The following is a 19,570-nucleotide window of genomic DNA, read 5'->3' as shown; positions in this document are numbered from 1 at the left end:
ACATTGGGATAATCACCCGTTTCGGGGAGTCAGGCGATCTCCCGTGGCCAATAGCGCTAATTGCCCATAACGGGCGTTACGGTCGCCGTATGCCTGGAGAGACCGTCCCCGTCACCGGCTGGGGCCGCACCGCCCCCACCGCCGCCCGCCTGATCCGTCCCCGGACCTACCAGGAGGCGGCGGACGCGATCCGGAACTGCGGGGCGCGCGGCGGTATCGCGCGGGGCCTCGGGCGGGCCTACGGCGACGCGGCGCAGAACGCCGGCGGTGCCGTGCTCGACATGACGGGCCTGGACCGCGTCCACGCCATCGACGCCGACGGCGGCACCGTGCTGTGCGACGCCGGGGTCTCGTTGCACCGCCTGATGGAGGTGCTGCTGCCGCTCGGCTGGTTCGTCCCGGTGACCCCGGGGACCCGCCAGGTGACGGTGGGCGGCGCGATCGGCGCCGACATCCACGGCAAGAACCACCATGTCTCGGGATCGTTCTCCCGTCACGTGCTGTCCTTCGAACTCCTCACCGCCGACGGCCAGGTCCGCACGGTGAGCCGCGGCACCCCGCTGTTCGACGCGACGGCCGGCGGCATGGGTCTGACCGGAGTGATCCTCACGGCGACCGTCCGCCTCCTCCCCGTCGAGACGTCGTACATGTCCGTCGACACCGAACGCGCCACCGACCTCGACGACCTGATGGCCCGCCTGACCGGGACCGACCACCGCTACCGCTACTCGGTCGCCTGGATCGACCTGCTCGCGCGCGGGGCGGCGACCGGGCGCGCGGTGCTCACCCGGGGCGATCACGCGCCCAGGGAGGCGCTCGCCGGGAACCGCCGCGCCGGGCGCGCCCCGTTGGCCTTCCACCCCCGCGAGCTGCCGCCCGCCCCGGCCTTCCTCCCCGACGGCCTCCTCGGCCGCACCACCGTCGGCGTCTTCAACGAGCTCTGGTACCGCAAGGCGCCCCGCGCCCGGGCCGGCCAGCTCCAGCGCATCTCCGCGTTCTTCCACCCCCTGGACGGCGTCCCGCACTGGAACCGCGTCTACGGCCGGGCCGGCTTCGTCCAGTACCAGTTCGCCGTCGGACACGGCCAGGAGGCCGCCCTGCACCGGATCGTGACCCGGATCTCCGAGCGCCGCTGCCCGTCCTTCCTGGCCGTCCTCAAACGCTTCGGCGAGGCCGACCCCGGCTGGCTCTCCTTCCCCGTGCCCGGCTGGACCCTCGCCCTCGACATCCCCGCCGGGCTGCCCGGTCTCGGCACCTTCCTCGACGAACTCGACGAGGAGGTCGCGGGCGCCGGCGGCCGCGTCTACCTCGCCAAGGACGCCCGGCTCCGTCCCGACCTGCTCGCCGCGATGTACCCGCGGCTCACCGACTTCCGCGCCCTGCGCGCGGAGCTGGACCCACGCGGAGTCTTCGTCTCCGACCTGTCCCGCCGTCTCGGACTCTAGTCCTCCTCCAGCCCAAGGAGTTGCCGTGAAGGACGCCTTCGGAATGCCCCAGTCCCTGCTCGTCCTCGGCGGTACGTCGGAGATCGCGCTGGCCACCGCGCGCCGGCTGATCGCCCGCCGCACCCGCACGGTCTGGCTGGCCGGCCGCCCCTCCCCCGGCCTCGAACAGGCCGCCGAGCAACTGCGCGCCCTCGGCCCCGACGTCCACACCGTCCCCTTCGACGCGCTCGACCCCGAGTCCCACGAGACGGCTCTCGGCAAGGTCTTCGCCAACGGCGACATCGACCTGGTCCTGCTCGCCTTCGGCATCCTCGGCGACCAGGCCACCGACGAGCGCGAACCGGTGAACGCCGTACGCGTCGCCCAGACCAACTACACGGGCGCCGTCTCGGCGGGCCTGGTCGCCGCACGGGCCCTGCAGACCCAGGGCCACGGCTCCCTGGTCGTCCTCTCCTCCGTCGCCGGCGAACGCGCCCGCCGCGCCAACTTCATCTACGGCTCCAGCAAGGCGGGCCTGGACGCCTTCACGCAGGGACTGGGCGACGCGCTGCACGGGACGGGCGTGCACGTGATGGTCGTACGGCCGGGATTCGTCCGCACGAGGATGACGCGCGGCCTGGCGGAAGCCCCGCTCGCCACCACCCCGGAGGCGGTGGCGACGGCGATCGAACTGGGCCTGCGCAGGCGCTCGGAGGTGGTGTGGGTACCGGGCGCGCTGCGCGTGGTGATGTCGGCACTGCGGCACATGCCACGGTCGGTCTTCCGCAGGTTGCCCATCTGATCCGGCCCGCTGGCTACCGACTGGCGATGGATCCCCGCTCCGTGTGCCCCACCTGAGGCGGCACGACAGCGCCCCCGAACACGTAGTCACGCAGCTTCCGCCACACCCCGTCCGCGCCCTGCTCGTACAGCGCGAACCCGGCACAGGGCCACTCGGCCTCGAAGTCCGCGAGCTCGGCGAACGCCCGGTCCATGGCCGCCTCGTCGATCCCGTGCGCAACCGTCACATGCGGGTGGTACGGGAACTGCAGCTCCCGGTCGAGCGGCCCGGACGCGTCCCGGATCCGCTGCTGCAGCCAGGCGCAGTCGTCTGCGCCCTGGACCACCCGGACGTACACCACGGGCGACAGCGGCCTGAACGTACCGGTCCCGCACAGCCGCATCGGGAACGGCCGGCCCATGGCGGCGACCTCGCCGAGATACGCCTCCACGGTCGGCAACTCGGCGGAGCCGATCTCCGTCGGCGGCAGCAGGGTCACGTGCGTGGGGATGCCGTGGGCCGCGGCGTCGCCGAAGCCCGCGCGCCGCTCCTGGAGCAGGCTGCCGTGAGGCTCCGGGACCGCGATCGACACGCCGATCGTTACGGTCCCCACGTCATCTCCCGTCGGTCGTGATGGGCGGACGCATGTCGGGTTCGTACCCGGGCGTCCGGCTATCGACTGTACGGCCACGGCCGCCTCCCGGGCAGCCGTGGCCGAAGTGATGTGCAGCGCTTCGCCCCGCTCAGTGCTTGGCGGGCAGGAAGCCGACCCTGTCGTAGGCCTGGGCCAGGGTCTCGGCCGCGACGGCCCGCGCCTTCTCGGCACCCTTGGCGAGGATCGAGTCGAGGGTCTCCGCGTCGTCCAGGTACTGCTGGGTGCGCTCCCGGAACGGGGTGACGAAGTCGACCATGATCTCGGCGAGGTCCGTCTTGAGCGCGCCGTACATCTTGCCCTCGTACTCCCGCTCCAGCTCGGCGATCGACTTGCCGGTGAGGGTGGAGTGGATGGTCAGGAGGTTGGAGACGCCCGGCTTGTTCTGCGCGTCGTAGCGGATCACGGTCTCCGTGTCGGTGACCGCGCTCTTGACCTTCTTCGCGGTCGCCTTCGGGTCGTCGAGCAGGTTGATGAGGCCCTTCGGCGTGGACGCCGACTTGCTCATCTTGATCGTCGGGTCCTGGAGGTCGTAGATCTTCGCCGTCTCCTTGAGGATGTACGGCTTCGGGATGGTGAAGGTCGCGCCGAACCGGCCGTTGAAGCGCTCGGCGAGGTCGCGGGTGAGCTCGACGTGCTGGCGCTGGTCCTCGCCGACCGGCACCTCGTTGGCCTGGTAGAGCAGGATGTCCGCGACCTGGAGGATGGGGTACGTGAACAGGCCGACGCTCGCGCGGTCGGCGCCCTGCTTGGCGGCCTTGTCCTTGAACTGGGTCATCCGGCCGGCCTCGCCGAAGCCGGTGAGGCAGTTCATGACCCAGGCGAGCTGGGCGTGCTCCGGGACGTGGCTCTGCACGAAGAGGGTGCAGCGGTCCGGGTCCAGGCCGGCCGCGAGCAGCTGGGCGGCGGCGAGCCGGGTGTTGGCGCGCAGGTCGGCGGGGTCCTGCGGGACCGTGATCGCGTGCAGGTCGACGACCATGTAGAAGGCGTCGTGGGTCTCCTGGAGGGCTACCCACTGGCGGACGGCGCCGAGGTAGTTGCCCAGGTGGAACGAGCCGGCGGTGGGCTGGATGCCGGAGAGCACGCGGGGTCGATCAGAGGCCATGCTCACCATTCTCTCAGAGGGCGAGGGTGGGAACGGCCCCTCGGGTGGGGGGTGGTTTCGGGGCGCGGGGGACTGCGGGTCGGTGGGGGCCGTTCGCGCAGTCCCCCGCGCCCCTTTCAGGGGCGCTGCCCCTGACCGGCGCTGATCAGCCCAGGTCGATCTCCGGGTACAGCGGGAAGCCGGCGACCAGGTCCGTCGCGCGCTGGGCGATCTCCGTGGAGACCTTCTCGTCGAGGACGTGGGAGGCCTTGCTCGGCACGCCGGACTTCGTCGTGCCCGGCTCGGTCGTGGTCAGGACGCGGTCGATCAGGCCCGCGACCTCGTCCATCTCCGCCGTGCCGAGGCCGCGGGTGGTGAGGGCCGGGGTGCCGATGCGGATGCCGGAGGTGTACCAGGCGCCGTTCGGGTCGGCGGGGATCGCGTTGCGGTTGGTGACGATGCCGGAGTCGAGGAGGGCGGACTCGGCCTGGCGGCCGGTGAGGCCGTACGACGTCTCGACGTCGATCAGGTTGAGGTGGTTGTCGGTGCCGCCGGTGACCAGGGTGGCGCCCCGGCGCATCAGGCCCTCGGCCAGCGCGCGCGAGTTGTCGACGATGCGCTGGGCGTAGTCCCGGAAGGCGGGCTGCCGCGCCTCGGCGAGGGCGACGGCCTTGGCGGCCATGACGTGCGGGAGCGGGCCGCCGAGGACCATCGGGCAGCCGCGGTCGACCTGGTCCTTGAGGGAGTCGTCGCACAGGACCATGCCGCCGCGCGGGCCGCGCAGCGACTTGTGGGTGGTGGTGGTGACGATCTGGGCGTGCGGGACCGGGTCGAAGTCACCGGTCAGGACCTTGCCGGCGACCAGACCGGCGAAGTGGGCCATGTCGACCATCAGCGTGGCGCCGACCTCGTCGGCGATCTCCCGCATGATCCGGAAGTTCACCAGGCGGGGGTACGCCGAGTAGCCGGCGACGATGATCAGCGGCTTGAAGTCGCGGGCCTGGGCGCGCAGCGCGTCGTAGTCGATCAGGCCGGTGGCCGGGTCGGTGCCGTAGGAGCGCTGGTCGAACATCTTTCCTGAGATGTTCGGGCGGAAGCCGTGCGTGAGGTGGCCGCCGGCGTCCAGGGACATGCCGAGCATCCGCTGGTTGCCGAAGGCCTGGCGCAGCTCGGCCCAGTCCGCCTCGGAGAGGTCGTTGACCTGGCGGGCGCCGGTCTTCTGGAGGAAGGGGACCTCGACGCGGTCGGCGAGGACGGCCCAGAAGGCGACCAGGTTGGCGTCGATGCCGGAGTGCGGCTGGACGTAGGCGTGCCGGGCGCCGAACAGCTCGCGGGCGTGCTCGGCGGCGAGCGCCTCGACGGTGTCGACGTTGCGGCAGCCGGCGTAGAAGCGGCGGCCGACCGTGCCCTCGGCGTACTTGTCGCTGAACCAGTTGCCCATCGCGAGCAGGGTCGCCGGGGAGGCGTAGTTCTCGGAGGCGATCAGCTTGAGCATCTCGCGCTGGTCGGCGACCTCCTGGCCGATGGCGTCGGCGACCCGCGGCTCGACGGCACGGATCACGTCGAGGGCGGCGCGGTAGGCGGTGGACTCGGTGGACAGGGGCGCGGACTTGTCTGACATTCGGGACCTCCGGACATGGCGTTCGGCATTCACGGTTCGGCCCAGGCGCACGGCACTCGGTCACGACGCAGGCCGCTCCCCGATGGTCGGTCCCATCCCAGCGCGCCAGTCACGGCCCGTGGATCACATTACCGGGCACGCCGGGCCCGGGGGCCGTGGCGTCCACCAGTCGGGCAGGGGCAGGAGGTAGGAAAGGGGGCAATCCCGCCGCGTCCCCTGGAGTCGCCGTGACCACTACGGAAGCCCTCGTCGCCGCCGCCGACGCGCACAGCGCGCACACCTACGACCCGCTTCCGGTGGTGATCGCGACGGCCGACGGCGCCTGGATGACGGACGTCGAGGGGCGCCGGTACCTGGACTTCCTGGCCGGCTACTCGGCGCTGAACTTCGGGCACGGCCACCCCCGCCTGGTCGCGGCGGCGAAGGCGCAGCTGGAGCGGGTGACGCTGACGTCGCGGGCGTTCCACCACGACCGGTTCGCAGCGTTCTGCACGGAGCTGGCCGAGCTGTGCGGGATGGAGATGGTGCTGCCGATGAACACCGGCGTGGAGGCCGTGGAGACGGCGGTGAAGACCGCCCGGAAGTGGGGGTACCGGGTCAAGGGCGTGCCGGCGGAGATGGCGAAGGTCGTGGTGGCGGGCGGGAACTTCCACGGCCGTACGACGACCGTGATCAGCTTCTCCACGGATCCGGAGGCACGGGCGGACTACGGGCCGTACACCCCGGGCTTCGAGATCGTGCCGTACGGCGACCTGACCGCGATGCGGGCGGCGGTGACCGAGAACACGGTCGCGGTGCTGCTGGAGCCGATCCAGGGCGAGTCGGGAGTGATCGTGCCGCCGGAGGGCTACCTGGCCGGGGTGCGGGAACTGACCCGCGAGCGGGACGTGCTGTTCGTCGCGGACGAGATCCAGTCCGGGCTGGGCCGGACCGGGCGGACGTTCGCGTGCGAGCACGAGGGGGTCGTACCGGACGTGTACGTCCTCGGGAAGGCGCTGGGCGGCGGGGTGCTGCCGGTGTCCGCGGTGGTGGCGAACGCCGAGGTGCTCGGGGTGTTCCGGCCCGGCGAGCACGGGTCCACCTTCGGCGGCAACCCGCTGGCCTGCGCGGTGGCTCTGGAGGTGATCGCGATGCTGCGGACCGGGGAGTTCCAGGAGCGGGCGGCCGAACTGGGGGACCTGCTGCACCGGCGGCTGGCGGAGATGACCGGGAGCGGACGGGTGACGGCGGTACGGGGGCGGGGGCTGTGGGCGGGGGTGGACGTGGATCCGGAGGCGGGCTCGGGGCGGGCGGTGGCGGAGCGGCTGATGGAGCGGGGGGTGCTGGTGAAGGAGACGCACGGGGTGACGGTGCGGGTGGCTCCGCCGCTGGTCGTGGCGGAGGAGGATCTGGAGTGGGGGATTGAGCAGTTGTGGGCGGTGCTGAGTGCGTAAGGGGGTGCCGCCGGAGGTCTGACGGCGGGTGCCGCGCCGTCGTGGCTTGTCGCGCAGTTCCTCCCCCGGCCGAAGGCCGGGGGAGCCCCCAGCGCCCCCTAGGCAGGCAGAATCACGTGCGGCAGGAAGCGGGCGTAGTCATCCGTCACCAGGCCCTGTGACTCGCGGATGCCCAGGCCCGCCGCCTCCTCCCCCACCACCCAGGCGCCCAGCAGCACGTGGTTGCCGTCGAAGTCGGGGAGCGGGGCCAGTTCCTGGTAGCAGCAGGGCTCGTCGCGGACGACGGGCTTCGCGCCCGGCGCGTGAACGCGCACGCCCGCGCCCTCGCGGCCCAGCAGCGGCTTGCTGACGTATCCGCGGGTGGCCGCCAGCTCCCTCGGTCCGTCGAGGTAGGCCGGGAGCAGGTTCGGGTGGCCCGGATACAGCTCCCAGAGGATCGCCAGCAGGGCCTTGTTGCTGAGCAGCATCTTCCAGGCGGGCTCGATCCACATCGTGGTGCCGGTGCCGCCGCCGTTGTCGAGGGTGTCGAGGACGTGGGCGGCGAAGGCGTCGGTGGTGAGCCACTCCCACGGATAGAGCTTGAAGCAGCTGCGGATGAACCGGAGCCGGTTGTCGACGAAGCGGCCGGAGAGGGTGTCCCAGCCGATCTCCTCCATGGGGATCCAGTCGGTGACGAGGCCCGCCTGGTCCGCCGTCTCCTTGAGGTACGCGACCGTCATCAGGTCCTCGCCGAGTTCGTCGGCGGACGAGTGGGCGAAGTGCAGCGGGGCGCCGGACGGGAGGAGGGGGGCCTGTTTCCGCCAGCCGGCGACCAGGCGTTCGTGGAGGCTGTTCCACTGGTCGGCGCCCGGGAAGCGGTCCTCCATCCAGAACCACTGCGCCGACGCGGCCTCCACCAGGGAGGTGGGCGTGTCGGCGTTGTACTCCAGGAGCTTCGCCGGACCGGTGCCGTCGTAGCGCAGGTCGAAGCGGCCGTAGAGGGAGGGGAGTTCGGCGCGGCGGTGCCAGGACTCGGTGACGGCCGCCGCGACGCGCGGGTCGGTGATGCCCAGGTCGGCGAAACGGTTCTCCTTGACCATGCGGTCCGCCGCCGCCAGGCACATGGCGTGCAGTTCCTCGACGGTCTCCTCCAGCGCCTCCACCTCGTCGAGGGTGAAGGCGTAGTAGGCGCTCTCGTCCCAGTACGGGCGCAGGGTGCCGTCGGGGTGGCGGGTGAGGGGGTAGATCAGACCCTGCTCCTCGACGGTCCGCTGCCAGCCGGGGCGGGGTTCGGTCGTACGGCGTTCCACGTGCGGTCAGCCGCCGGAGCTGCCGTGCTCGCCGCCGAAGCCGCCCCGCTTGACGCCGCGGCCGCCGCCGGAGGAGCCGCCCGAACCGCTGCGCGGCTTGGTGAAGGAGCCGCCGCTGACCCAGCCGCCCTGCTTCTTGCCGCCGTAGTAGTAGCCCGCGTCGACGGCGGACTTGGCCGAGGTGCAGTTCTTGTCGGAGACCACCTGGTAGCCCTTGGCCGCGGTGTAGCTGTCGCGGTCGACGCAGCGCTTGTCGGGATCGGCGGAGCAGGAGGTCAGGGCGGCGGCCAGCAGGCCCATGCCACCGAGGACGACCGTGCCCGAGCGCAGTTGCCGGCGCGCGTCCGCCATGTTCGTTCTCCCCCGTGCGATGCGATGTCCGGCGAAAGCTTAGACGAGCGGTTTCGAGCCACCACCGGACGGCTCTGAATTGTCATGCACAGGTAAGAAAAACATGTGAAGTCGCCGGGTCCCCGTCGGCGCGCCACGTCCTGCCGGTACCGTCCTGCTGCCCGTAGGTGAACGATCAACTTCGAATTCTACGCGCGCAGAACGACTCGTGACGCACCACCCGCACCGCCATCCCTCTCGCACCCCCCACCGATGGAGGAATGACAGATGCCCGGCTTCGCCGTACCGCGCCGCACACTCACCACGGCTCTGACCGTGCTCGGCCTGCTCACCGCCGGTGCCGCCGTCCAGGCCACCGGCGCCGCGACCCCAGCGCACGCGGCCACCACCTACAAGGTCCTGTTCGACGACGGCCACGCCGAGGAGGCCGGCAACGCGGACTGGATCATCTCCACCAGCAAGCCCGACCCGCTCGCCCAGGACTCCTCCCCGTCCTCGGACAAGGACTGGACCGGCGCGCTGTCGTCGTGGGGCATCGCCCTGCAGAAGACCGGCGACTACAGCCTGAAGACCGCGACGAGCGCCCTCACGTACGGGGGTTCGTCGACGACCGACCTGTCGAAGTTCGACGCGCTGGTGCTCCCCGAGCCCAACACCAAGTTCACCACCGCCGAGAAGACGGCGATCATGAACTTCGTGAAGGCCGGCGGCGGGCTGTTCATGATCTCCGACCACACCGGGGCCGACCGCAACAACGACGGCTACGACGCGGTCGAGATCCTCAACGACCTGATGACCAACAACAGCGTCGACTCGACCGACCCGTTCGGCTTCTCGATCGACTCGCTCAACATCAGCTCCGGCTACCCGAAGGCCGTCAGCGACAGCAGCAACGCGGTGCTGAACGGCTCCTTCGGCACGGTCACCAAGAGCCTGATCGCCAACGGGACGACGGCCACGCTCAAGCCCTCCGACAACTCCGCCGTCAAGGGCCTGGTGTACCGCAGCGGCTACTCGGGCAACACCGGTGCCTTCTTCGCCACCAGCACCTTCGGCAGCGGGCGGGTCGCGTTCTGGGGCGACAGCTCCCCGATCGACGACGGCACCGGCCAGTCCGGCAACACGCTGTACGACGGCTGGAACGACAGCGGCGCCACCAACGCGGCCCTCGCCCTCAACGCCACCGCCTGGCTGGCCGGCGCGAGCTGACGTCCGGAACGACGCCCGAGGAGCGGGTCCGGAATCGCCCCGGGCCCGCTCGTTCTTACCTTTCCTCCCGATCACCGCAGGCCCCCTCCCCTACAGTCCCTCTGTGCTCTTCGGAATGGTGTGTGCCCTGGCGGCCGCGATCTGCTTCGGTACGGCGACGGTCCTGCAGGCGATGGCCGCGCGGGCGGCCGGTGACGGCGCCGGCGGGGAGGCCGCGCTGCTGCTGCGGGCGGTGCGGCAGTGGCGGTACGTCGTCGGGCTGGGGCTCGACGGGCTCGGCTTCGTGTTCCAGATCCTGGCGCTGCGGGCGCTCCCCATCTACGCGGTGAGCGCGGCCCTGGCCTCGTCGCTCGCGGTGACCGCGGTGGTCGCGGCGCGGCTGCTGCGGGTGCGGCTGAGTGGGATGGAGTGGGCCGCGGTGGGGGTGGTGTGCGCGGGGCTCGCGATGCTGGGGCTGGCGTCGGGTCCGGAGGGCGACCGGGCCGGTTCCACGGCCTTGAAGTGGGTGATGCTCGGGACCGCGGTGGGGGTGCTGCTGCTCGGCCTGGCCGGCGGGCGGCTGACCGGGCGGGGGCGGGCGCTGGTCCTCGGCCTCGGGGCGGGGTTCGGGTTCGGCGTGGTGGAGGTGTCGGTGCGGCTGATCGACACGCTGCGGCCGGCCGGGTTGTTCACCAACCCCGCGACCTATGCGCTGCTGGTCGGGGGCGGCGGCGCCTTCATGCTGCTGACCTCGGCGCTGCAGCGCGGGTCGGTGACCACCGCGACGGCCGGCATGGTCATCGGGGAGACGATCGGCCCGGCGGCGGTCGGGGTGGTGTGGCTCGGGGACCGCACCCGGGAGGGGCTGACCTGGCTCGCGGTGCTCGGCTTCGCGGTGGCCGTGGCGGGGGCGCTGGCCCTGGCCCGGTTCGGGGAGGCGCCGGTCACGGCCGAGGAGGGGTGAGGCCGCCGTCCCCGGCCTTCCGCCCGCGCACGCCCGCCGTCAGTCCGGCACGGCGTCACGGGTGCGCTGGTAGTGGCGGCGCGCCTTCATCCGGTTGCCGCACACGGCCATCGAACACCAGCGGGCCTTGTTGGTCCTGCTGCGGTCGATGAGGAACAGCCGGCACTCCGGGTTGGCGCACGGCCGCAGCCGGGCCGGCAGCGTCTGCTGCACGCCGCTCCACGCCATGACCGCCTCCGCGGCCATCCGCCGTTCCGCGGGGGCGTCCAGCTGCCACGACACGCCCGTCGGCGAGAGGTGCGGGCGGGAGGTGACGCCGTCCAGGAGCGGGGCCAGTGAGGTGGCGGGCAGGTTGCCGCGCACCACCTCCTGGAGGGCGTCGCGAGCCGCCACGAGGCCGCGGAGCTCGGCCGCGGTCCCGCTGCCGCCGTGCGCCCGCTGCCAGGACCGCGCCGCCTCCGGGTCCGCCAGCAGGTCCTGGGCGACCCCGTTGACGACCGGCGTGCTGTTGAGGAGCTCCAGCAGCAGCGCCTCCTGCGGTTCCCGGTCGGCCACCGCCATCCCTCCTAACCGAATCGATGCACCAGACAGGTTACACGGACGACCGGAACGGGCGGATCGGCGGAAGCGGCTCGACCAAAGGACACCGGCGTCAACGGAGCCCCTTCAGGGGCGCGAGGAACTGCGCGACCGGCGCCCACCCACCCGCAGCCGAAATGTCGTTCTGCCGGGCCGGGAATCACGCTTCCACCTGGGGTTCGGGGGTATTCAGGCGGAGCCGGTCACAGCCGGGCCGGACAGTACCGTGCACAGGATGTCCAGGGCGCCCGACCAGGCGTGGTCGGGCGGGGTGCCGTAGCCGAGGACGAGGGCGTCGGGGGGTGCGACGGCCGCGTCGGGGTGGCGGTGGCGCGGGGTGAGGCTCTCGACGGCGAGGCCTCGGTCCGCGGCGGCCAGGATCACCCGGTCCCGAGTGCCGGGCGGCAGCCGCAGCACGGCGTGCAGGCCCGCCGCGATGCCGGTGACCCGGATCGCCGGGGCGCGCTCGGCGAGGGCCCTGACCAGGGCGTCGCGGCGGCGCCGGTAGCGGGAGCGGGCCGCGCGGACGTGCCGGTCGTAGGCGCCGGAGGTGATGAACTCGGCCAGGGTCAGCTGCTCCGGTGCACTGCAGGTGTCGACGCCGCCCTTGACCGCCGTCACCTCCCCGGCCACCGACGGGGGCAGCACCATCCAGGCCAGCCGCAGCCCGGGCGCCAGGGACTTGCTGGCGGTGCCCAGGTAGACCACCTCGTCGGGGGCGAGGCCCTGGAGGGCGCCGACGGGCCTGCGGTCGTAGCGGAACTCGCCGTCGTAGTCGTCCTCCAGGACCAGGCCGCCGGTGCGCCGCGCCCAGTCCACGACGGCCGCCCGCCGGTCGTGGTGCAGCGGCACGCCCATCGGGAACTGGTGGGAGGGGGTCAGCAGCACCGCGGCCGGGCCCTTGGCCAGCTCCGTGGTGTCCGTGCCGAGTCCGTCGAAGGGCAGCGGGACCTGGCGGAGTCCGGCCGCGGTGAGCAGCTGCCAGTGCTCGTCGAGGCCGTACGACTCCACGGCGACCGTGTCCGCCCCGCGGGCCCGCAGCATGCCGCCGAGCAGGCTCAGGCCGTGCGAGAACCCGGCGCAGATCACGATCCGTTCGGGGTCGGCGCGCACGCCCCGGGCACGGGCGAGGTAGGCGGCGAGCGCGGTGCGCAGTTCGGGGCGGCCGCGTGGGTCGCCGTAGCCGAAGGCCTCGTTGGGGGCGGCCGTGAGGGCGCGGCGGGCGGCCTTCAGCCACTCGGCGCGCGGGAAGGCGGAGACGTCGGGAAAGCCGGCGCGCAGGTCGTAGGCGGGCCGGTGGGCGGCCGTTCCCACGGGGGGCTCCGCCTGCCGGACCGGCGTCACGCCCGTCGCGACCCGGGTGCCGGAGCCCTGCCGGGCGGTGAGCCAGCCCTCGGCGACCAGGTCGGCGTAGGCGTCGGCGACGGTGTTGCGGGCGATGGCCAGGTCGGCGGCGAGGGTGCGGGAGGAGGGCAACCGGGTGCCGGGGAGCAGCCGGCCGCTGCGCACGGCCTCGCGCAGCGCGTCGGTCAGGCCCCGGCGCAGGCCCGGACCGGCGGCCGGCTCCAGGTGGAGGTCGATGCCCAGGGCGGCCCGCGTGGGCCGGGCGGCCGAAGCGGGCCGGGGCGGAGAAGTGGCCCATGTGTTCTCCATGGAAATGGACCATACCCCTGGGCTGCCTGGCACCTAGCGTCGTCACCATGAGCAATCAGGAGAACGCCGAGTACGCCCCCGAGCACACCCCCCGCCTCGCCTGGGCACAGCACGCGCCCGAGGTCTACAAGGCGATGGTCCGTCTGGACGGGGCGGCCCGTAAGGGTCTGGACGCCAGGCTGTTCGAGCTGGTGAAGATCCGCGCCTCGCAGCTCAACCACTGTGCGTACTGCCTCGACATGCACACCAAGGACGCGCTCGCGGCGGGCGAGAGCATCGCGCGCATCGTTCAGCTCAGCGCGTGGGAGGAGTCGAAGCACTTCTACACCGAGCAGGAGCTCGCCGCGATCGAGCTGACCGAGGCCGTCACGGTGCTGACCGACCGTTTCGTGCCCGACGAGGTCTACGAGCGGGCCGCCAAGCACTTCGACGAGGTGCAGCTGACGCAGCTGATCGCCTCGATCATCGTGATCAACTCCTGGAACCGGTTCGCCGTGACGACCCGCATGGTCCCCGGGCACTACACGCCGGGACAGCACGGGTGAGCAAGGCCGAGGGCCTCCGGCCGCTGCACCACGGGCGCCCGGCCGGTGACCCCCTGGTCCTGGCCGGCCCGTGGGACGCGGCGAGCGCCCGGGCCCTGGCGGCGGCCGGGTTCCCGGCGCCGGCGACGCCGAGTGCCGGGGTGGCGGCGAGTCTGGGGTACGCGGACGGCGGCTCCCCCCGCGGCGGAGATGTTCGCCCGCGTGGACGGCGACGGCCCCTCGCCCGCCGAACTCGGCGAACTCGGGGCCATCCGCGTCACGTTCGGACCGGGCCTGCTGCGGCCGGCCCTGCGGTCACTGGACGCGCTGCCGCGCTGAGCGCTCCGCGAAGTGCCGGCTGTCGACTGCGGCGCCGTCGTGACCGGTCGCGGCCACGCGGCGGCAGCCGCGGACTCCGCCGGACCGCTCAGACGTACGACGAACTGCCCGTCCCGGGGCGGAAGCGTCGGTAGAGCACCGCGCCGGCCGCCAGGGAGGCCAGGCTCACGGCGGCCGGTGCCCAGGGGCTGGCCGCGCCGGTGTGGGCGAGGGTGTCGGTCGTCCGCTGCTGCACGACGGTGGTCCGCCTCGGGTGCGTCTTGGCAGGGTGCTGCGGCTCGTGGTGCACCCGCGGCGTCGACGGGGTGGACGGTGCCGGCGCGTCGGGCTCGTCCGAGCCGTAGCCCGACTCGTTGCCGAAGACGGGGTTGAGGAGGCCCACCAGGTTCGCGCTGTTGCCGCTGATGTTCACGGGCACGTGGACCGGGATCTGGACGAGGTCGCCGGAGAGAACCCCCGGCGAGTCGTGGGCGGTTCCGTCGGCCTTGGTGTGGCCCGACGTGCTGGAGCCGGCCTTGCCCGGTGCCTTGTGCCCCTCGGTGGAGCACTTGTTGCCCATCGCGGGGTTGAGCAGCCCGACCACGTCCACGGTGTTCCCGCAGATGTTCACCGGGATGTCCACCGGCAACTGGATGGCGTTGCCGGACGCCACCCCGGGCGAGTTGCTCGCGGTGCCGTCCGCGGCGGAGTCGGCGTGCGCCGTCCCCGCTACTGCCATCGCGCCAGAGGCGACGGCCATGGCGATCACACTGTTCCGGGTAACCCTTTTCATGGGGTACCTGCCCTTCCAGACGCGTCGCGGGCGGTCACCCGGACTCGGCGAAATGTTGGGGGGATCACTGAAGAGAGAAGAAAAGTGAAAAGAGAGGTGGTCTGCCAGGTCAGAGCGCCTGGTTGTTGCAGCCCATGTCCGAGCCGAGGTGGCTCTGCTGCGCGCCCGGGTTACCCTCGCCGTTCAGCAGGTTGCCCGCCAGGCCGGTGAGGGCGCTGATGTTGCCGAGCACCTCGATGTTCATGTCGTGGGAGCGGCACTCGGTGCCCTGGGTGACGTCGATGTCGTGGCCGGGCTCACCGTGTGCGAAGGCGGTGCCGCCGCCGAGCGAGCAGACGCTGCCGAGGACGGCGGCGCCCACGAGGACCGCCTGGTGGAGCTTGCGCATGGGTTCTCCGTTGGTCGAGCGGACGGGGATCCGCTACGGGTCGATGAAAGGTGCGGAAGGTGGCGGGAGGGCGTCAGCCGAGGCGGGGAAGCCCCAGTTGGCCGACGGGGGGCGCCGCGACCTGGCCGAGTCCGACCGGTGCGAGCCCGGGCACGCCCGGCGCTCCGAGCACGGGGTTGATGAGCGGATTGACCTGCGGGTTCACCTGGGGGTTCACCTGCGGGGTGACGCGCGTCGGGCCCTCCGGGGCGTAGCCCTGGGGAACGGCCAGCTGCGGGGCGACCTGCGGCATGACCTGGGGCATGACCTGCGGTACGACCTGCGGCGGGGCGGCCTGCGGCTGGGGCTGGGCGTACTGCGGCGCCGGCGCGTACTGCTGCTGCGGGTAGGCGGGGGCGGCCTGCGGCTGGGCGTACTGCTGGGGCGGCGGGGCCTGCTGGTACTGCGGCGCCGGGGCGTACTGCTGCTGCGGGTAGGCGGGCGCGGCGGTGGCCTGGGCCGAGCCCTGCGACGAGGCCGAGGCGGCGGCGTAACCGGTCTGCTGCTGAGGGTACTGCTGGGGCGGCGGGGCCTGCTGGTACTGCGGGGGCGGCGCCTGCTGCTGGTACTGCGGCGGCGCGGCCTGCTGCTGCGGGTAGGCGGGCACGGTGGCCTGGGCCGAGCCCTGGGTCTGGCCGGCCGCGTAGGGGGCCTGCGGCGGAGCGGGTGCCGGGGGTGGGGCCTGGGGATACGGCTGGTCCGGAGCCGGGGCCGGAGCCGGACCGCCGTATCCGACGGGAGCGTCGGCATAACTGACGCCGGCGCCGATGGCGGACAGTCCGCCGGCCGCCGCCAGAACGAGCGCGGCCTTGTGAAGCTTGCGCATGAAACCCTCGGCCCTTCGATACCTGGAGATGAGAAAGTCCATTGCGTTCGGTGCGGTCGCGCGTGCGGACGGTGCGGTAATGACACTGCACTTTCAGCAGCGGTGCTCCCGAGCAGCACGCGAACTTCGCATCGGAGCCGGCGGCGATTCGCCTCGTTCTCTTCAGGTCCTCGACCGCTGCCCTCTCCCCACCGGAACGAGGAATGCCGGGCCAGAGTCACGGCAATTCGGCATCGCGTCACCCAATTGCCGTCACCAATACGGGCGTTGCCGCTCATATGCCTTTTGGCAAACGGGTGACGCGACATCACGCCCGTATCCGGGTGCGCATCCACGTCGTTCCCCACGGGGTGAGGGCGAAGGGGCATCCCAGCCGTCCGGTGCGGCGATGAAGCGATAACCGCGCTGCCTCATCAGTCATTTCATCAGTTTTCGTGCACAGATCAAATGAAGAGCCGAGGATTCCATGCGCAAGTTTCGGCAAGTCGCGCTCATCGTCGCAGCGGCCGGCGGTCTGACCGCTGTCGGCGCCGGCCCCAGCTCCGCCGCCCCCGTCACCTACGGGACCGGCCCGACTCCCCTGTCGCAGCCGGACGCACAGGCCGCCGCGGCCACCTCCGCCGCGGCGACCGCGCAGACGTACGGCACGCCGGCCCCGCAACAGGCCCCGCAGCGCGGCACCGAGGTCGCCCCGCAGCTCAACCCCCAGCTGAACCCGCAGATCAGCCCCCAGATCTCGCCGCAGGCCCCGCAACAGGTGCAGGGCGGAGCGGTGGAGCAGAACAACCTGTTCCGTCCGTACCAGGAGTGCAGCCCGCAGTCCCTGCTCGACGCGAACGTTCCCGTCGCCCTGCTCGCCGCCTCCCAGACCCGGGGCGTCGACTGCACCCAGGCCAACAGCCAGTCGAACGCCCTTGCCCGCGCCCAGTACCAGGGCTGACGGCCGTTCGACTCTTCGGGTGTTTCTGTCGCGTATCGCGGAGAACAGCGCGTCGTTGCCAGATTTGCCGTATTAGGTACTAATCTCCCGTAATTGTAAAAAGTCGATCTTCCACAGATCGCAACCCCCCACTCCACGGAGATGACATGCGCAAGCTTCGCAACGCTGCCGTCCTGGTCGCCGCTCTCAGCAGCATCGGCCTCGTCAGTGGCACGGCTTACGCCGGCGGCGAGGGCCACGGGCACGGCGACAAGTTCAACATCACCCAGAGCTCGCACTGCAAGTCGCACGACCTGAACCTCGACGTCCTCGGCGAGGTCGGTCTGCTCAACGGCCTGCTGGGCAGCGCCCTGAACGGTGAGGGCAACCCGGGCGCCCAGGCCACCAACCTCGGTTCGACGATGGGCTGCAACAACAGCGCCTTCTGAGGTCGGTAACAGCAGCAGTGAATGGTCCCGGCGCCCGGCGCCGGGACCATTCGTGTGTGTCGACGGGTCGGCAAAGCAGCGAAATACAGCGGCATTCGGCGCGTCGCGCGGTTATCTCGGGTATTTCGTATCAGCCTTTATGACACAGATCGCGATGTCTCGCAGATCGCATCCACCACACCTCGTTCATCGGAGATGACATGCACAAGCTCCGCACCGCCGCCGTTCTCGTCACCGCATTCGGGAGCTTCGGGCTCCTCGGCGCCGGCGCCGCTCACGCCGACCAGGGCTGGGGCAAGAAGGGCGACGAATTCAACATCCAGCAGAGCAGCAGCTGTAAGTCGCACGACCTGAACCTCGACATCCTCGGCGAGGTCGGCATCCTCAACGGCCTGGGCGGCAACCTGCTGAACGGCGAGGGCAACTCGGGTGCGCAGCAGTCGTCCCTGGGTTCGAGCATGGGCTGCAGCAACAGCGCGTTCGGCAAGTAGGACACAACAACAGTCCCCGGTTTCCCGGCCGCCGGCCGGGAAACCGGGGACTTTCGTTTTCCGCGGCCCTCAGAACTCGACGTGCGGCCGCTTGAAGCCCTTGGGCAACTCGGCCTTGTTGGAGCAGTCCACGACCTCCCCGACGCCGTGCGATCCCTCACCCACCAGCTGGTCGTCCGGGAACACCACGCGCGGACGGTCCGAGGTCGAGCAGTCCTGTGCCTGCTTGACGACATGCGTGCCGTTCTTGTCGATACGCGTCTCGTCCTTGTGAACGCAGACGGTGCCGCCCTGGGCGGTGGTCCTGCAGTCGCCCGGGGCCGGGTCCGCGTACGCGTGCCCGGCGCCGACACAGAGCGCGGCGAGACTTCCGACGAGCCCCGAGACGGCGGCGATCTTCCGTGCAGTGAACATGAGTTGTCTTCCTCTGCGATGGGCGACGCAAAGCAGCCCGGACGCATACCTCGACGGAGTCGGGGTGCGTCCGGGCTGCTTTCGCCATGGTTGTCACTCAGCACACCGGCGAGCGGACCCAAGCGGTGCCGACGCGGGATACCGAGTTCGTGCGGGGTGCGTTTTTACTCGCCACCCTGGTTCTGGTCGTAACCGCCCTGCTCGGGGCCGGAGTTCCCCTGCTCCTGCGGCTGCGCCTCGGGCTGAGCCTCGGGCTGCCCCTGCGGCTCGGCCTGCGGAGTGGCGTAGTAACCGCCACCGACGGCCAGGGCGTTGGCCGTCGAGTTGGCCACGGCGGTGATCTGCGGGGGCGCGTCCTCGCCACCGGCGGCGGAGCTGACCCCGGCACCGAGGAAGGAGAGCCCCGCAACCGTCGCCGCTACGAGTGCGACGCGCTGAAACTTACGCATGATTGACCCTTTCTGGTCCAGGCGGTAGCGCCCGGCTCGACTACTTAATGTGAGCATATACACACACTCCGTAGCTAACCGAGGATCCACACCCGCCGAGTTGCGCTTCAGCCCCGTCTGTCGTACAAGCGCTACCGGCCGCCGACCGGAAGGATCCGGCCCATGACACCGAACGGGCCGGCGGGCGAGTCCGGCTCGTCACCCTTCTCCACGGGCGCCACCCCGACGGTTCCGGGGGAACAGGTCACCTCGGGCCCGAGCCGCTCCGTCCCCTGCCCCAGGACCGCGGGCAACTGCACGGGCTGCACCGGCTTGCAGGTCTCCTGGTGCGGAATGGTCGCGCCCTCGGGAACCTCGCCCTTGATCCGCTGGGTGCAGGTGAGGTTGCCCATGAGATCGTCGATGCACTTGCCAGGACCCGCCGCGGCATACGCCGGGGCGAGGCCTGCACAGGCCACGGCGAGGCCGCCGAGGAGCCCCGAGACGGCCGCGATCTTCTTCCCGCTGATCTTCCCGCTGAACATGTGATGCGCTTCCTGTCGTGAGGACACCCGCCGAACTCAGCCGCCGAAAGCCTGGTTGTACTGGCCACAGGTGGTGTCGAGGGTGTCGGCGAGGCCGAGCACGCCGATCGGGACGTCGTTCTCGGACACCGTCTGCGGGCTGCACTCCTGGTAGGGGCGGTAGTGGTTGGACACCTGCGGCCCACTGTCGTAGGACTCGGCCACGGCGGGGGCGGCGGCGACGGCGGACAGGCCGCCGGCGGCCGCCACTGCTGCGATCACGACCTGCTGAAGCTTGCGCATGGAACCCTCGGTCCTTTGCTCGTACAGCTGCTCATACAGCGATGTGGTTGCCTAGCGTGATTGCATGAACACTAGCAGTAGTGGGACAAGGGGTTCCACAAGGGACATCCGCCCCCAGGGTGACATAGCACCACA

At 71.5% G+C, this 19,570-nt stretch carries 23 protein-coding genes, 2 pseudogenes and 1 riboswitch; of the genes and pseudogenes, 11 read left to right on the top strand and 14 right to left on the bottom strand.

What is annotated here, in order from left to right; translation table 11 throughout:
* Window positions 1-89: 89 nt before the first annotated feature.
* Complete coding sequence (locus ACFY0K_RS29695) at window positions 90-1,445, top strand: FAD-binding protein (RefSeq protein ID WP_390642379.1); 1,356 nt, start codon at window positions 90-92, stop codon at window positions 1,443-1,445.
* 25 nt (window positions 1,446-1,470) lie between these two features.
* Window positions 1,471-2,226: a decaprenylphospho-beta-D-erythro-pentofuranosid-2-ulose 2-reductase gene (locus tag ACFY0K_RS29690; protein WP_390642378.1), complete on the top strand. Its 756-nt coding sequence runs from the start codon at window positions 1,471-1,473 to the stop codon at window positions 2,224-2,226.
* A 13-nt stretch (window positions 2,227-2,239) separates the two neighbouring features.
* Here the strand turns inward: ACFY0K_RS29690 and ACFY0K_RS29685 are convergent, their stop codons facing one another.
* From ACFY0K_RS29685 to ACFY0K_RS29675, 3 genes are all read right to left on the bottom strand, one after another.
* On the bottom strand, window positions 2,240-2,818 hold the full coding sequence (locus ACFY0K_RS29685; RefSeq protein ID WP_390642377.1) for a 2'-5' RNA ligase family protein: 579 nt from the start codon (window positions 2,816-2,818) through the stop codon (window positions 2,240-2,242).
* A gap of 130 nt (window positions 2,819-2,948) precedes the next feature.
* Complete coding sequence (trpS, locus tag ACFY0K_RS29680; RefSeq protein ID WP_390642376.1) at window positions 2,949-3,962, bottom strand: tryptophan--tRNA ligase; 1,014 nt, start codon at window positions 3,960-3,962, stop codon at window positions 2,949-2,951.
* A 145-nt stretch (window positions 3,963-4,107) separates the two neighbouring features.
* Window positions 4,108-5,562, bottom strand: a complete 1,455-nt coding sequence (locus ACFY0K_RS29675; RefSeq protein ID WP_390642375.1) for a glycine hydroxymethyltransferase — start codon at window positions 5,560-5,562, stop codon at window positions 4,108-4,110.
* 32 nt (window positions 5,563-5,594) lie between these two features.
* A riboswitch (ZMP/ZTP riboswitch) is annotated at window positions 5,595-5,685 on the bottom strand.
* A gap of 104 nt (window positions 5,686-5,789) precedes the next feature.
* On the opposite strand from ACFY0K_RS29675, the gene rocD reads away from it, so the two are divergent.
* On the top strand, window positions 5,790-6,995 hold the full coding sequence (gene rocD / locus ACFY0K_RS29670) for an ornithine--oxo-acid transaminase (protein ID WP_390642374.1): 1,206 nt from the start codon (window positions 5,790-5,792) through the stop codon (window positions 6,993-6,995).
* A 98-nt stretch (window positions 6,996-7,093) separates the two neighbouring features.
* Here the strand turns inward: rocD and ACFY0K_RS29665 are convergent, their stop codons facing one another.
* Both ACFY0K_RS29665 and ACFY0K_RS29660 read right to left on the bottom strand, forming a co-directional pair.
* Window positions 7,094-8,284: a glutathionylspermidine synthase family protein gene (locus ACFY0K_RS29665; RefSeq protein WP_390642373.1), complete on the bottom strand. Its 1,191-nt coding sequence runs from the start codon at window positions 8,282-8,284 to the stop codon at window positions 7,094-7,096.
* A gap of 6 nt (window positions 8,285-8,290) precedes the next feature.
* A complete protein-coding gene (locus ACFY0K_RS29660) occupies window positions 8,291-8,635 on the bottom strand; it encodes a hypothetical protein (RefSeq protein ID WP_390642372.1) in 345 nt (114 codons plus the stop codon).
* Window positions 8,636-8,902: 267 nt separating this feature from the next.
* Here ACFY0K_RS29660 and ACFY0K_RS29655 point away from each other — a divergent pair.
* Window positions 8,903-9,841, top strand: a pseudogene (locus tag ACFY0K_RS29655) (hydrolase); the annotation flags it as partial.
* 118 nt (window positions 9,842-9,959) lie between these two features.
* Entirely contained in the window at window positions 9,960-10,787 is an 828-nt protein-coding gene (locus ACFY0K_RS29650) for a DMT family transporter (RefSeq protein WP_390642420.1), read from the top strand.
* Window positions 10,788-10,826: 39 nt separating this feature from the next.
* Here ACFY0K_RS29650 and ACFY0K_RS29645 read toward each other — a convergent pair whose 3' ends face one another.
* Together ACFY0K_RS29645 and ACFY0K_RS29640 are read right to left on the bottom strand one after the other, a co-directional pair.
* Window positions 10,827-11,348 carry a CGNR zinc finger domain-containing protein gene (locus ACFY0K_RS29645; protein ID WP_390642371.1) on the bottom strand — a complete coding sequence of 174 codons (522 nt, stop codon included), beginning with the start codon at window positions 11,346-11,348 and terminating at the stop codon, window positions 10,827-10,829.
* 207 nt (window positions 11,349-11,555) lie between these two features.
* Window positions 11,556-13,019, bottom strand: a complete 1,464-nt coding sequence (locus ACFY0K_RS29640; protein ID WP_390642370.1) for a PLP-dependent aminotransferase family protein — start codon at window positions 13,017-13,019, stop codon at window positions 11,556-11,558.
* A gap of 47 nt (window positions 13,020-13,066) precedes the next feature.
* On the opposite strand from ACFY0K_RS29640, the gene ACFY0K_RS29635 reads away from it, so the two are divergent.
* The 3 genes and pseudogenes from ACFY0K_RS29635 (at window position 13,067) to ACFY0K_RS29625 (ending at window position 13,882) form a co-directional block, all read left to right on the top strand.
* Entirely contained in the window at window positions 13,067-13,564 is a 498-nt protein-coding gene (locus ACFY0K_RS29635) for a carboxymuconolactone decarboxylase family protein (protein WP_390642369.1), read from the top strand.
* Window positions 13,561-13,768, top strand: a pseudogene (locus ACFY0K_RS29630) (isocitrate lyase/phosphoenolpyruvate mutase family protein); the annotation flags it as partial. The gene ACFY0K_RS29635 and the pseudogene ACFY0K_RS29630, both read left to right, overlap by 4 nt.
* Window positions 13,754-13,882 (top strand): hypothetical protein, encoded by a 129-nt coding sequence (locus ACFY0K_RS29625; protein ID WP_390642423.1) that lies wholly within the window; start codon window positions 13,754-13,756, stop codon window positions 13,880-13,882. The pseudogene ACFY0K_RS29630 and the gene ACFY0K_RS29625, both read left to right, overlap by 15 nt.
* Before the next feature lie 88 nt (window positions 13,883-13,970).
* Here the strand turns inward: ACFY0K_RS29625 and ACFY0K_RS29620 are convergent, their stop codons facing one another.
* From ACFY0K_RS29620 to ACFY0K_RS29610, 3 genes are all read right to left on the bottom strand, one after another.
* Entirely contained in the window at window positions 13,971-14,621 is a 651-nt protein-coding gene (locus ACFY0K_RS29620; protein ID WP_390642368.1) for a chaplin, read from the bottom strand.
* 142 nt (window positions 14,622-14,763) lie between these two features.
* A complete protein-coding gene (locus ACFY0K_RS29615; RefSeq protein WP_390642367.1) occupies window positions 14,764-15,042 on the bottom strand; it encodes a hypothetical protein in 279 nt (92 codons plus the stop codon).
* Between the two features lie 73 nt (window positions 15,043-15,115).
* Window positions 15,116-15,907, bottom strand: coding sequence for a hypothetical protein (locus tag ACFY0K_RS29610; protein WP_390642366.1), 792 nt, complete (start codon window positions 15,905-15,907; stop codon window positions 15,116-15,118).
* A gap of 466 nt (window positions 15,908-16,373) precedes the next feature.
* Between ACFY0K_RS29610 and ACFY0K_RS29605 the strand changes: the two genes are divergently transcribed.
* The 3 genes from ACFY0K_RS29605 (at window position 16,374) to ACFY0K_RS29595 (ending at window position 17,766) form a co-directional block, all read left to right on the top strand.
* Complete coding sequence (locus ACFY0K_RS29605; protein WP_351957705.1) at window positions 16,374-16,847, top strand: hypothetical protein; 474 nt, start codon at window positions 16,374-16,376, stop codon at window positions 16,845-16,847.
* Between the two features lie 146 nt (window positions 16,848-16,993).
* The gene (locus ACFY0K_RS29600) at window positions 16,994-17,275 is read left to right on the top strand and encodes a hypothetical protein (protein ID WP_294007180.1); all 282 of its coding nucleotides are present in this window, start codon (window positions 16,994-16,996) and stop codon (window positions 17,273-17,275) included.
* A 200-nt stretch (window positions 17,276-17,475) separates the two neighbouring features.
* Entirely contained in the window at window positions 17,476-17,766 is a 291-nt protein-coding gene (locus tag ACFY0K_RS29595; protein ID WP_093499533.1) for a hypothetical protein, read from the top strand.
* A gap of 69 nt (window positions 17,767-17,835) precedes the next feature.
* Here ACFY0K_RS29595 and ACFY0K_RS29590 read toward each other — a convergent pair whose 3' ends face one another.
* The 4 genes from ACFY0K_RS29590 to ACFY0K_RS29575 all read right to left on the bottom strand — a co-directional run bounded on the left by ACFY0K_RS29590 (window position 17,836) and on the right by ACFY0K_RS29575 (window position 19,435).
* Complete coding sequence (locus ACFY0K_RS29590; protein ID WP_390642365.1) at window positions 17,836-18,180, bottom strand: hypothetical protein; 345 nt, start codon at window positions 18,178-18,180, stop codon at window positions 17,836-17,838.
* 164 nt (window positions 18,181-18,344) lie between these two features.
* On the bottom strand, window positions 18,345-18,629 hold the full coding sequence (locus tag ACFY0K_RS29585; RefSeq protein ID WP_382718906.1) for a hypothetical protein: 285 nt from the start codon (window positions 18,627-18,629) through the stop codon (window positions 18,345-18,347).
* Between the two features lie 131 nt (window positions 18,630-18,760).
* Window positions 18,761-19,153, bottom strand: a complete 393-nt coding sequence (locus ACFY0K_RS29580; protein ID WP_390642364.1) for a hypothetical protein — start codon at window positions 19,151-19,153, stop codon at window positions 18,761-18,763.
* Window positions 19,154-19,189: 36 nt separating this feature from the next.
* The gene (locus ACFY0K_RS29575) at window positions 19,190-19,435 is read right to left on the bottom strand and encodes a hypothetical protein (protein WP_093499536.1); all 246 of its coding nucleotides are present in this window, start codon (window positions 19,433-19,435) and stop codon (window positions 19,190-19,192) included.
* Window positions 19,436-19,570: the final 135 nt, after the last annotated feature.

The sequence above is a fragment of the Streptomyces sp. NPDC001507 genome, from assembly GCF_042894765.1.
In the GTDB taxonomy this organism is placed as follows: Bacteria; Actinomycetota; Actinomycetes; order Streptomycetales; family Streptomycetaceae; genus Streptomyces.
This window is presented reverse-complemented; position numbering and strand designations above follow the sequence as displayed.

Bases quoted from the DNA above. Each gene is read 5' to 3' on its own strand.
- ACFY0K_RS29580 (WP_390642364.1), bottom strand. From the start codon at position 19,153: ATGTTCAGCGGGAAGATCAGCGGGAAGAAGATCGCGGCCGTCTCGGGG.
- ACFY0K_RS29590 (WP_390642365.1), bottom strand. From the start codon at position 18,180: ATGTTCACTGCACGGAAGATCGCCGCCGTCTCGGGGCTCGTCGGAAGT.
- ACFY0K_RS29595 (WP_093499533.1), top strand. From the start codon at position 17,476: ATGCACAAGCTCCGCACCGCCGCCGTTCTCGTCACCGCATTCGGGAGC.
- ACFY0K_RS29695 (WP_390642379.1), top strand. From the start codon at position 90: ATGCCTGGAGAGACCGTCCCCGTCACCGGCTGGGGCCGCACCGCCCCC.
- ACFY0K_RS29575 (WP_093499536.1), bottom strand. From the start codon at position 19,435: ATGCGCAAGCTTCAGCAGGTCGTGATCGCAGCAGTGGCGGCCGCCGGC.
- ACFY0K_RS29660 (WP_390642372.1), bottom strand. From the start codon at position 8,635: ATGGCGGACGCGCGCCGGCAACTGCGCTCGGGCACGGTCGTCCTCGGT.
- ACFY0K_RS29600 (WP_294007180.1), top strand. From the start codon at position 16,994: ATGCGCAAGCTTCGCAACGCTGCCGTCCTGGTCGCCGCTCTCAGCAGC.
- ACFY0K_RS29635 (WP_390642369.1), top strand. From the start codon at position 13,067: ATGAGCAATCAGGAGAACGCCGAGTACGCCCCCGAGCACACCCCCCGC.
- ACFY0K_RS29605 (WP_351957705.1), top strand. From the start codon at position 16,374: ATGCGCAAGTTTCGGCAAGTCGCGCTCATCGTCGCAGCGGCCGGCGGT.
- ACFY0K_RS29610 (WP_390642366.1), bottom strand. From the start codon at position 15,907: ATGCGCAAGCTTCACAAGGCCGCGCTCGTTCTGGCGGCGGCCGGCGGA.
- ACFY0K_RS29625 (WP_390642423.1), top strand. From the start codon at position 13,754: ATGTTCGCCCGCGTGGACGGCGACGGCCCCTCGCCCGCCGAACTCGGC.
- ACFY0K_RS29640 (WP_390642370.1), bottom strand. From the start codon at position 13,019: ATGGAGAACACATGGGCCACTTCTCCGCCCCGGCCCGCTTCGGCCGCC.
- ACFY0K_RS29620 (WP_390642368.1), bottom strand. From the start codon at position 14,621: ATGGCCGTCGCCTCTGGCGCGATGGCAGTAGCGGGGACGGCGCACGCC.
- ACFY0K_RS29650 (WP_390642420.1), top strand. From the start codon at position 9,960: ATGGTGTGTGCCCTGGCGGCCGCGATCTGCTTCGGTACGGCGACGGTC.
- trpS (WP_390642376.1), bottom strand. From the start codon at position 3,962: ATGGCCTCTGATCGACCCCGCGTGCTCTCCGGCATCCAGCCCACCGCC.
- ACFY0K_RS29675 (WP_390642375.1), bottom strand. From the start codon at position 5,562: ATGTCAGACAAGTCCGCGCCCCTGTCCACCGAGTCCACCGCCTACCGC.
- ACFY0K_RS29585 (WP_382718906.1), bottom strand. From the start codon at position 18,629: ATGCGTAAGTTTCAGCGCGTCGCACTCGTAGCGGCGACGGTTGCGGGG.
- ACFY0K_RS29615 (WP_390642367.1), bottom strand. From the start codon at position 15,042: ATGCGCAAGCTCCACCAGGCGGTCCTCGTGGGCGCCGCCGTCCTCGGC.
- ACFY0K_RS29645 (WP_390642371.1), bottom strand. From the start codon at position 11,348: ATGGCGGTGGCCGACCGGGAACCGCAGGAGGCGCTGCTGCTGGAGCTC.